The 10,674-nt window shown below is 41.6% G+C and carries 9 protein-coding genes and 1 pseudogene; 4 read left to right on the forward strand and 6 right to left on the reverse strand.

Translation table 11 applies throughout. The features are described 5' to 3' along the window. Window positions 1-215: 215 nt before the first annotated feature. The gene (locus ACE3PQ_RS07065) at window positions 216-881 is read right to left on the reverse strand and encodes a pseudouridine synthase (protein ID WP_374296458.1); all 666 of its coding nucleotides are present in this window, start codon (window positions 879-881) and stop codon (window positions 216-218) included. Window positions 882-1,051: 170 nt separating this feature from the next. Between ACE3PQ_RS07065 and ACE3PQ_RS07070 the strand changes: the two genes are divergently transcribed. Continuing rightward, on the forward strand, window positions 1,052-1,291 hold the full coding sequence (locus tag ACE3PQ_RS07070) for a DUF2789 family protein (RefSeq protein ID WP_241573022.1): 240 nt from the start codon (window positions 1,052-1,054) through the stop codon (window positions 1,289-1,291). 112 nt (window positions 1,292-1,403) lie between these two features. Here ACE3PQ_RS07070 and tusA read toward each other — a convergent pair whose 3' ends face one another. Then, on the reverse strand, window positions 1,404-1,664 hold the full coding sequence (gene tusA, locus ACE3PQ_RS07075) for a sulfurtransferase TusA (RefSeq protein WP_374296460.1): 261 nt from the start codon (window positions 1,662-1,664) through the stop codon (window positions 1,404-1,406). Window positions 1,665-1,848: 184 nt separating this feature from the next. Here tusA and ACE3PQ_RS07080 point away from each other — a divergent pair, with 184 nt between their 5' ends. Then, a complete protein-coding gene (locus ACE3PQ_RS07080) occupies window positions 1,849-2,685 on the forward strand; it encodes a CBS domain-containing protein (RefSeq protein WP_241572910.1) in 837 nt (278 codons plus the stop codon). An 80-nt stretch (window positions 2,686-2,765) separates the two neighbouring features. After that, window positions 2,766-4,256 (forward strand): annotated as a pseudogene (lnt, locus tag ACE3PQ_RS07085) (apolipoprotein N-acyltransferase); the annotation flags it as partial. A 256-nt stretch (window positions 4,257-4,512) separates the two neighbouring features. Here lnt and ACE3PQ_RS07090 read toward each other — a convergent pair. From ACE3PQ_RS07090 to gspF, 3 genes are all read right to left on the reverse strand, one after another. Next, the gene (locus tag ACE3PQ_RS07090; protein ID WP_374296463.1) at window positions 4,513-4,845 is read right to left on the reverse strand and encodes a hypothetical protein; all 333 of its coding nucleotides are present in this window, start codon (window positions 4,843-4,845) and stop codon (window positions 4,513-4,515) included. 276 nt (window positions 4,846-5,121) lie between these two features. Next, the gene (gene gspG, locus ACE3PQ_RS07095; protein ID WP_374296471.1) at window positions 5,122-5,616 is read right to left on the reverse strand and encodes a type II secretion system major pseudopilin GspG; all 495 of its coding nucleotides are present in this window, start codon (window positions 5,614-5,616) and stop codon (window positions 5,122-5,124) included. 76 nt (window positions 5,617-5,692) lie between these two features. Beyond that, window positions 5,693-6,895: a type II secretion system inner membrane protein GspF gene (gene gspF, locus ACE3PQ_RS07100; protein ID WP_374296465.1), complete on the reverse strand. Its 1,203-nt coding sequence runs from the start codon at window positions 6,893-6,895 to the stop codon at window positions 5,693-5,695. 222 nt (window positions 6,896-7,117) lie between these two features. Between gspF and ACE3PQ_RS07105 the strand changes: the two genes are divergently transcribed. After that, window positions 7,118-9,376, forward strand: coding sequence for a primosomal protein N' (locus ACE3PQ_RS07105; protein ID WP_374296467.1), 2,259 nt, complete (start codon window positions 7,118-7,120; stop codon window positions 9,374-9,376). A gap of 34 nt (window positions 9,377-9,410) precedes the next feature. Here the strand turns inward: ACE3PQ_RS07105 and ACE3PQ_RS07110 are convergent, their stop codons facing one another. Beyond that, entirely contained in the window at window positions 9,411-10,112 is a 702-nt protein-coding gene (locus ACE3PQ_RS07110; RefSeq protein WP_374296469.1) for a C39 family peptidase, read from the reverse strand. Window positions 10,113-10,674 lie beyond the last annotated feature (562 nt).

The following is a 10,674-nucleotide window of genomic DNA, read 5'->3' on the forward strand; positions in this document are numbered from 1 at the left end:
ATCTCTAAAAAGTCAACTGAAATTACAGATAATTTTTAAACCCATCCAATCAACCAAAAAATTTAACCATCAAGCTAAATAACTGTTAATCAACAAGTTTTTATCCGCATCCCCGCCGGTAGGTGCGCATTCTACACCATCACAATTCCAATTCAACCCCAAACATCAACTTTTTATACCGAGTGGTTGTTTATTGGACAGAAATCTGCCTTTTTCTAAAAGTTTGGATGGCTTTTAATCAATATTTCTTTCTTTTGTAATGGATGTATGAATTCGATTTGACTAGCATGAAGTGCCATTTGATTTGTATGTGCATTTTTTGCCTCTGAGTTATAGATTTTATCTCCAACAATCGGGTGTCCAAGATAAAGCATATGCACACGTAGTTGATGTGATCGCCCTGTAATTGGTTGAAGACTGACTTCAGTACACTGATATTCTCTCATGTACCTAACAGCTTGATATTTCGTTTGCGCAGACTTGCCAATGTCATAGTCAATTTTTTGGCGTGGTCGATTTTCCCAATCTGTAATAATTGGCACATCTATTAACCCATGCCCGATTAACTTTCCTTCTACAAGTGCTGTGTAATATTTTTTGATAGCACGCTGTTGGAACAACCGACTCATTGCAACTTCAGCATCACGATCTTTCGCAAAAATCAAAATCCCTGACGTTGCCATATCTAAGCGATGAGTGACTTTTGCGTTGGGAAAATGTTGAAGGATTCGCCAGTATGCACTATCTCGATGTTCTGCCAATCGCCCCATCACCGATAGTAAGCCAGCAGGCTTATTGATAACAATCAAGTCATCGTCTTCATATAAAATTTCTAAGGGTGCTGTTGGTGGGTCGTAGACGAATTGATCATCAATAGGCATGTGTTTGTGATTCAAAAAAATTTTCTTATTATAACTTTTAAATCGGTGAATCACCTTGAAAAAATTGAATTTACTTTTTTGTATTGTTTTGCAAATCATCTATATTTCGATTGATGAGCTATGCTATGTTGGTGTGTAAATACTTACGATAAAAATGGAGATTCGCCATGATGAACACATCACAGCCAAGTATGACAAACTTATTTGAACAACTTGGTTTAGCGTCTGATGAAGCGTCAATTCAGGAGTTTATCAAAGCACATCAACTGGAAGCTTGCGTCTATATTTGTGATGCGCCATTTTGGAGTGTGGGTCAGCGTGCATTATTGGCAGAAAAAACCATTACAGATGATGACTGGACGATTGTTGTCGATCAGCTTAACGAAGCTTTACATGAAGATGCGGTATAAACCACACCAGTCAATTTAAAAAAATCGACAATTCAAAACGGACTCATCTTGTCCGTTTTATTTTTGGTCAGGCATATTAGAACCTGTTGATCTGTATCAATATAGAATCGGCTTACTGCTTTTGCACTTGATAATAATAAATAGATTGCCCTTCAAGCTCACGCTGCTCATTGATCAATAACGCATGTCCAAGATGGATACAAAATTTAGGAATATCCCAAGATGTCGAGGGGTCTGTTGCAAGAACTTCGACAACATCGCCTTTTACAGATTTACGAATGGCTTGATGCAACATCATTACAGGCTCTGGACAACGCAAACCACGTGTATCCAGTTGTTTAGCAATTTTCTGTATTGGCTCATTAGATTTCATTACAGGGACATTTGTGTTCAATAAAGATGTCGAATTCTACCACAAACTCACTGATCAAAAGTACAACGTGGATCGCCAAACACATTGCAATAAATTTCCACATGTTTTTAGATGCATAGCACTTCTTTCTTCGGTATGATGAGCTCACCTTTAGACAATTTTTGTTGGGATTTTAGGATCTGTCATGCAAGACGAATCAAGCCCCTCGTGGGCACGTGGCTTAAAAAAATGGTTAAACACTGCACCTGAAACACGTGATGAATTATTAAAACTGGTACAAGACTCACGGCAATATCTTGAGCCCGACACAGTGGCAATGCTTGAAGGCGTGCTTGATTTGCCTGCGACCAAGATTCGTGAAGTCATGACACCGCGCACCTCGTTGGTCAGTTTACAAGAAGATGATGACGTTCTCGACATTATCCATGTCTTGATTGAGTCTGCACATTCTCGCTTCCCAGTATTTTCAGCGGAAAATAGCGACAAAGTCGTTGGCGTATTGCTGGCAAAAGACCTTTTACCTTTTTTAAATCAGGTTAATCGTAAAGTTGATATTCCAACGTTAATGCGTCAAGCGCTATTCGTTCCTGAAAGCGCACGCTCTGACCAAGTATTGCGTATGCTGAAAAACACGCAGTCGCATCTTGCGATCGTGATTGATGAATATGGCACAACTTCTGGCATTGTGACTTTAGAAGATATTTTAGAAGAAATCGTCGGTGAGATTGAAGACGAACATGATGAAGTCGATCAATTTGCTCAGTTTATTCAACCTGATCCTGAGTCTGAACAACAAAACGCTTGGATCGTGCAAGCTCTGACTCCGATTGAGTATTTCAATACAATTCTTGCAAGCAAGTTCCCTGATGATGAAGTGGAAACCATGGGCGGATTGTTACTGCAGGAGATTGGTTTGGTGAGTGATTTGCAAGGTCAAGTGATTGAACTTGCGGATTGGAGTTTTACCATTATTGAGGCGGACACACGTAGTATCCAACGTATCCGAGCTGTACGCGCATGAGTAATGCTTTTTCTCAATTTATACAACGATTAAAAGCACCACCTGCATTTGCACAAAACCATCGTTTTTCGTTGGGTTTGGTATGTTTAATTGCGCTCTGTGCAGGGGCAGTTTTACCTTTAGCACTCGCACCTTATCATTATTGGTGGTTGGCGATTCTCTCGCCTGCTTTGCTCTATGCTTGCTTACATCAACGTAGTAGCAAACATGCCTTTTTCATCGGCTGGAGCTATGGTATCGGGTTGTGGTTCGTCGGTGCATTTTGGCTATATACATCAATCCATGTTTATGGTGACACGCCTGCCTATATCGCAGTATTTCTCATTGCGCTCATGGCGATTGCCATGGGCGTGTTTAGTGCGGTGCAAGCTTGGTTTTATCGTCGATTTTTTCCTGAAACACCACTAACTTTCGCACCTATTTGGGTGTTTTTTGAATGGTTAAAAACGTGGATTTTTACAGGATTTCCATGGTTATTTGCCGGTTATGCATTTACCAATTATGGCTTAGATGAGTACGCACCATTGTTTGGTATTTTTGGCGTATCTTTCGTTGTCATTCTGATCGCTTCAGCATTGACTGAATGTTTATTCGGTAAACGCTTTTGGATTTTACCGATTCTGCTGTTGATTGCAGGCGCTTTTGGTGCAAAACAATTACAATGGGTCGAGCCGAAAAATCAACTACCTCTGTCTGTTTCACTGATTCAAGGCAATATTCCGCAAGATTTGAAATGGTTGGTGGAATACCAAGCACAGACTTTAAGCATCTATGCAACGATGAGCCAAACTGAATGGGGACGTGATCTCGTAGTGTGGCCTGAAGCCTCGATTCCGATGTTTCAGACCGATATTCAACCGTTTTTAGACATCATCAGCGACCATGCCAAATCGCAAGGTTCGGCTTGGGTCACGGGTATTCCGTATTGGGATGTAAATAATTCCACGACTGATAAGCCACTGTACTATAACAGCATCATGGCGACAGGCTCAGAATCTCAAGGGATGTATTACAAACAACGCCTTGTGCCTTTTGGCGAATACATTCCATTTTCAGGCGCATTATCTTGGGTCGTACCAGGTGTATCGAATGATTTGGCGCTCAGTGGCTTTAGCGCAGGGCATGATCAACAGCCACCTTTGATGATCAAAAATCATCGTTTGGCTTCTGCGATTTGCTATGAAGTGGCTTATCCGAATATCACCCGTAAAAATGCTTTGGATACCGACTTCCTTGTCACGATTTCCAACGATGCGTGGTTTACAGGTACAGCTGGCCCATGGCAACACCTTCAAATGGTACAAATGCGTGCCAAAGAAAATGGGCGTTGGATCATCCGTGCCACCAATACGGGTGTGACGGCGTTCATCAATGAACAAGGGCATATCGTCAGCCAACTTCCAATGGATTTGCGTCAAGTGCTACGTGGTGAGTTGCCTGCCTTTACAGGTCAAACGCTGTATAGCCGTTTGGGTGATTGGGCGATTTTGTTATTCTGTGCATTGTTGTTGATCCTGGGTTTGATCTATAAACCCAAAGTAGTTGACACTCGCTTTAAGCAGCGTCGCTAACTTAGATAGGCTACGATAATTCCTCCCCTCAAAAGGGATAATGCCAGCCAGTTAAGCATTTTAATCCTCCCAAGCCCTGCTTTTTCAAAGGAGGGAGTATTTCGACATGCAATACAGTGCACAATTCAATGGTGCTCCCCTGTTTTTTAAAGATGAGAAACATTGATTCGCGATGGGGGAGATTTATCAATCAGTATAATAAAAATTACGCTTAACTGATCAGCATTACTCCAAGGGGAAGATTCACAGTAGCGCTTTAAATCTGCAAAAATGCGGTAATCAATAAGCTACTAAAAAATGCCATCGGCACTTGGCGATAAAACTTAAACAACCACTGTTCAAGTGCATTCTGTGTAAAGTTTGCTTGCCAAGTCGATACTTGCAATGCTATCAACAATGCGACTAAGCCACTTGCAAAAATAAAACTCAGTGCAAAAAAACCAATCACAATTTGGCTACTGCCTTCTGCGCCTTGTAGCAAATCTATCCAAAATAATGAAATCGCAAAGCTCGATAAGATCATCAAATTGACTTTAATCATTTTCCAGTGCAAATGATTGACTTTGTCTTGAACTAAAAATTCAAACATCTCCCCCTCCTAGAAAATGATTTATTTTGTATTTAATAATTATGCAAAAAATCAATCTAGAAAGTACTTCTCTTTTTACTCATAATTCATCAAAATTGTAGCTATCAAAATTAATAATTATTGTTAAATAAGCTTCATCACACTGATTTTTATTAAGTTATAAGATTTGATTTATTTTAATTATTATTACGATCGAATATTTCTTATATTTAAATTCGGCTTTAGGTATTTTCCCAAAGCCGAATCTCATGATTATTTTTCAATCTATTTATATTTTTAATGTTGATAATAAATATCAGCATCATTATCTTCCCCACCTTCTTGACCGTCTGCGCCAAACGAATAGAGATCATAAGGGCGACCTTCGGTACTTGGAATGGTATATTGCAGATCGTTGTCCCAACTGTCCGTTGGGTAGCCACCTTTGACATAGCCACCTTGCATCCAGTTTTTCGCAGAAGCAGGTTGTTTGATTAAAGCTTCGAGTCCGCCATCTTGCATCGAAGGATAGCGACCATTATCGAGTTTATATTGATCGAGTGCGCCTGCTGTACCGCTCAAGGTGATTTCTGTGGTATCGACTTTGGCTTTTTCGCCTCGACCCATGACATTCGGTACGATGAGTGCTGCTAAAACACCGAGAATCACGATCACGACCATGACTTCGATCAGGGTAAAGCCTGAGACACGATGTAGTCGAGCAGCGCTCGACCGTGTCGCAAGGGCACAAGCTGTGCTTGGGCAATCAACTTCGGTGACGTGTTGGCTCATATGATCGACAGATTGTTCATGTTGTTGTTTGACTAATTGGCGCATCGCTTGACTCATAAAATACAACTCCAAAATCTTAAATTAAATTATTCATATTCACGATCGGTAACATCACGGCGATCACAATCACTAAAACGATTCCTGCCATAAATACCAACATCAACGGCTCAAGTAAAGCCAGTAATGTCGTGATCAGGCTACTAATTTGTTTATCTTGCATATCTGATGCACGAATCAACATGCGATCTAGCTCGCCTGAGTTTTCACCGCTACGAATCATTTGCACCATCATCGGTGGGAAATAGCCCGAACGCTCAAGCTGTGTGGCGAGATTACCACCCTCCACGACTTTTTCTGCCGCATGGTTGACGGCATCTCGAATCACCCAATTGCTACTCACCGCCGCACCGATTTTTAAGGCATCGACTAAAGGCACACCCGACCGAGTCAGAATAGACAAAGTACTGGCAAAGCGTGCCGAGTTGATACCACGAGATAATTTACCAAATAATGGCAACTTGAGGATAAAACGATCAAGTGTGTAATGCCCTGCATCCGTCCGTAAAAATCGACCGAGCAGAAACAATCCCAAAGCACCGAGTACCAACATGTACATCCAATAATTACGGATAAAATCACTAGTCGCCATCAAGGCTTGGGTAATCCACGGCAAGGCTTGATCGGTATTGGCAAAGACTTTGACAATATCAGGCACCACATAGGTCATCAGCCCCATGATGATCGCAAAAGACATCAGCATCAGAATCACAGGATAGATCATTGCTCCCTGAATCTTCTTCTGCATGGCAAAACGACCTTCGGTATAGTCGGCCAACTGTTCCAAGATCAAATCCAAAGGCCCTGAACGCTCACCCGCAGCGACGGTGGCAATATAAAGGGTTGGAAAATTGCCACTTTGATCTAGGGCTTTGGCAAGCGAATGCCCTTCTAAGACTTTGGCTCGCACAGACAGCAATAAACTCTCAACGTGTTTCTTTTCGCTTTGCTTTGCGACGGCTCGAATAGCTTCTTCTAAAGGAATACTGGCAGCGATTAACACCGATAATTGACGTGTCATGAGTGCCAAATCATAAGCGGTAAGTTTCTTTTGAAACCAACGACTTTGACCAGTTTGTTTGTGTTGTACCGCTTCGACTTGTAATGGCGTCAGTGCTTGATCACGTAACTGCTGACGAATCTGCCTTGCAGAATCACCATCCATGATGCCTTTATGCTGTTTTCCTGAAGCGTCGAGCGCTGAATATTGATACGCAGGCATTGCCAACTCTTAACTTTTCGATTTCATTATGCCATTATCTCGGTGATGGACTTTTGCAGTTTTTCCTTGCAAATGTATCGCTTAGATCGTTTTAAATCTATCCATCACAACTTGGACTCAAGCATAACTGAGTATCGTATTTTGCGCCATGTCTGTTTAAGATTTTTCGCTCGACTATTTTCGATGCACTTTTTTCGATCCACTATTTAGGTCGCCTATTGTATGACAGATGTGACACCACCAACGTCAGCTTCGCAACACACTGTATATCCTTATCGTCTGCGTTTAGCGATCGCAGTGCATATTTATGATTTGATCGATTATGAAGTCAGTGCTGAGCAATTTAATGATGCAGTGATTGGTGCACGGGTCAAAGTGCCATTTATGAATCGGCAGTTGATCGGCATCATCGTGGAAAAGTTCGATACCAACACGCCATTTCATGGGCAATTTAAACTCAAAACCATTACAAAACTATTTGATGAGCCTGCGCTAATTGATCAGCAGGTGTTGCATCTCTTGCAATGGGTGGCGCAATATTATCAAGCACCAGTTGGAGAAGTGGTGCTGTCTGCGTTGCCCAATTTCTTAAAGCAAGGTCGCCCTTATCTGTTGCTTGCATATCATTGGCGAGCGGTGACGATCAAAGAAAATGATGCAGACACGGTAAAACTGCCACAAAAAACTTCAAAACTTTTCGCTGCTTATCAAGCCTTACAACTCCATCGCAACGGCGCAACTGAAGCGATTTTAAATCTTTCAGGAATCAGTACGGCACAGCTGAAACAACTGGAAAAACGTGGGCTCGCCGAGAGCTTTCAACAACCGATTGACTTTCAGCCAACCGCAATGCAACTCGCACAAATGCCATTGGATGCCAACAGCGAACAAAAGTCAGCGATTAAAAAAATCAGTCAATCGCTTGGCAAATATCAAGGCTTTCTACTTGACGGTATTACAGGCAGTGGCAAAACCGAAGTCTATTTGCAAGTGATGCAAAAAGTCCTGGAAAAAGGACAACAAGTCCTCGTCCTCGTGCCTGAGATTGGACTGACACCGCAGACCATTGACCGATTCAAAGCGCGTTTTCATACGGATGTGGTGCTATTGCATTCAGGTTTGAGTGACACCAAACGGCTGCAAGCATGGCAACAAGCGCAGACAGGTAAAGCCAGTATTATTTTGGGTACACGTTTGGCGATCTTCTGTCCTTTGCCAAAGCTCGGCTTGATCATTCTCGATGAAGAGCATGATTTGTCATTTAAGCAGCAAGATCACATGCGTTACCATGCTCGTGATGTGGCGTTATATCGTGCTTTTAAGCAGAATTGTCCGATTATTCTCGGTTCTGCCACACCGAGTTTTGAAAGTTTGCACTTGGTCGAGCAAGAGAAATTACAGCATTTAACTTTGACTGAACGTGCAGGACAGGCACAGCCACCGCAGTTCAAATTGATTGACCTAAAAGCGCAGAAAAAACAATTTGGACTTGCTGAGCCATTAATACAACACATCGATGCGCAACTGAAAAAACAACATCAAGTCTTGGTCTTTATCAATCGGCGTGGTTATTCGCCTGTGTTGATGTGCGGTGCGTGTGCTTGGCAAGCGGATTGTCCGCAATGTGATACCCATCTCAGCTATCACCTCAAGCCTCGCCCGATCCTGCAATGTCACCACTGCAACTATATGCAGCCTGTGCCGAAAGTCTGCCCTGCGTGCAATCATGAAGAGTTGCTTCCGATCGGACACGGCACGGCTCGGATTGAAGAAAGTCTCAATCAACTCTTCCCCGACTATCCTGTGATTCGGGTTGATCGAGATACCACCACACGCCAAGACAGTTGGCTGAAGATTTATCAACGTGCTCATCGTTCGGGTGCGGCGATATTCTTGGGCACACAGATGCTCGCCAAAGGTCATCATTTCCCCTATGTCAGCTTGGTGACGATCTTGGATATTGATGCTGGGCTAATGAGTGCAGACTTTCGAGCGCCTGAACGCACAGCGCAACTGATCATGCAAGTCGCTGGACGGGCTGGTCGTGGACAAATCAAAGGCGAAGTGCTGTTGCAAAGTCTACGTCCCGATCATCCGCTATTACAAAGTTTGGTGACCAAAGGCTATGCAAGTTTTGCCAAGCAGGCATTGGCGGAGCGTAAGATTGGGCATCTTCCGCCTTATCGCTACTGCGTGTTGATCCGAGCGGAAAGTCAGAATGAATTGTACAACGTAGATTTTCTGCAATTTGCTTTGCAACATTGGGCGAGTTTTGGCGAGGCAAAAGTCGATGTGTGGGGGCCTGTCCATGCGCCGATGCCAAAGAAAGCAGGGTTTTATCGGACGCATTTAATCTTGTTTAGTGATTCACGTATCGAGCTACAACGGCAGATTGCACCGTGGTGGCAATGGCTGTTTAAACAACAACGTAAGTTTGAACTGCGTCTGACTTTGGATATTGATCCGCAAGATTTAGGGTGAACCTCACCCTAAATCACTACGAATATTATTGGATTTATTGAGAAGATAAAAATCGTAAAGACTGCACCGAAAGTTGTTTCACTTGCTTGGTGAAAAATGTACTCTTCTGATCATCCTGAACTTGTAGATGATTTTTTGGTAAAATCACTAAAATCTTTCCAGTAAAAGTTTCATCATCTCGGGTATTCCACATCTCTAAAAACTGATGTTTAGACAATGTGGTCTTACCTAAAGATGGATCAGCGAGTCGGATAAACTGTAAATTAATTCCACTAACTACACTAAAATGATCGGTTTTACGATGTTTGACATAAACAATGACTGGGATTTTTAAGGTTTGCAAGGTTTCAAAAGACACTGCATAGCCCTTTGCCTCATAACCCAACTCGCCTAATGCACGTTGCATATCTTCAAAAGAAGCCATCATGTCACCAGTGTCCATCAGCTTTAAAACATCTTCTTCACTCACATTTTGTTGAAAATAACCATTCAATAAAGTTGCAATCGAAGCCGCACCACAGGAATAATCTAGGTCTTGCTTAACAATATTTTCATCACGAATTTCTTTCCATGATTTAACTTTGATTGGCTGATGATGCTGGTTAAAGTAAATCGGTGTGGCATTTGCGTTAACTATCAACAAACAGATGATAAAATATAACATTTTGTTTTTCATATCATTTATCCGAACTAATTTAACCGAAATTCCTTTTCCAAAACGATCAACCAACCACAAAAGGCTCGCAACATTCAAAGCAACCGATAAACTTGTTCCCCCCAATCCAAACCAAGGGATTGAAAACCCTTTTAGAACATGAACAATTAAGAAAGTTGTATAAATACTTGTGAAAGTAAGTGCATATATTAAGAAAAAAGGTCATTGTACTTTTTGCCTCTACTCACAATCTAATGAGCCAACTCACCATCTAGTACATTCACTAAAAACCAAAAGAATAAATCTTCCATGCTAAAAGAATTGCCGATAAAGTCGAACTATACCAATAGAAATTACAAGCACAATACTAAAAATAAAAGCCCCAACTACTGGATAGATAAAGTCAAAAGTGTTTTCATATACAAATTTGTAAGGTACAACGATCATTGATAAACAGATAAAAACAACTGTAAAACTTATAGAAAACACTAAAATATATAAAAGAGTGTGTAAATAATTCTGTGTAAATGCAGATTTAAAAATACTTGGTTACACGCTCTTCAAAAATGATACTAAAGCGATTCATGGCAGCTTTCCAATTCTGAATAGGCATCGTCCATTTTTTGCTTGCTGCCATAATAGC

Source organism: Acinetobacter sp., assembly GCF_041911495.1.
Taxonomy (GTDB): domain Bacteria; phylum Pseudomonadota; class Gammaproteobacteria; order Pseudomonadales; family Moraxellaceae; genus Acinetobacter.

What these genes read in the sequence shown, in the direction of transcription:
- ACE3PQ_RS07070 (WP_241573022.1), top strand. Translation starts at nt 1,052, where the DNA reads ATGAACACATCACAGCCAAGTATGACAAACTTATTTGAACAACTTGGT.
- ACE3PQ_RS07105 (WP_374296467.1), top strand. Translation starts at nt 7,118, where the DNA reads ATGACAGATGTGACACCACCAACGTCAGCTTCGCAACACACTGTATAT.
- ACE3PQ_RS07065 (WP_374296458.1), bottom strand. Translation starts at nt 881, where the DNA reads ATGCCTATTGATGATCAATTCGTCTACGACCCACCAACAGCACCCTTA.
- ACE3PQ_RS07090 (WP_374296463.1), bottom strand. Translation starts at nt 4,845, where the DNA reads ATGTTTGAATTTTTAGTTCAAGACAAAGTCAATCATTTGCACTGGAAA.
- gspF (WP_374296465.1), bottom strand. Translation starts at nt 6,895, where the DNA reads ATGCCTGCGTATCAATATTCAGCGCTCGACGCTTCAGGAAAACAGCAT.
- ACE3PQ_RS07080 (WP_241572910.1), top strand. Translation starts at nt 1,849, where the DNA reads ATGCAAGACGAATCAAGCCCCTCGTGGGCACGTGGCTTAAAAAAATGG.
- gspG (WP_374296471.1), bottom strand. Translation starts at nt 5,616, where the DNA reads ATGAGCCAACACGTCACCGAAGTTGATTGCCCAAGCACAGCTTGTGCC.
- tusA (WP_374296460.1), bottom strand. Translation starts at nt 1,664, where the DNA reads ATGAAATCTAATGAGCCAATACAGAAAATTGCTAAACAACTGGATACA.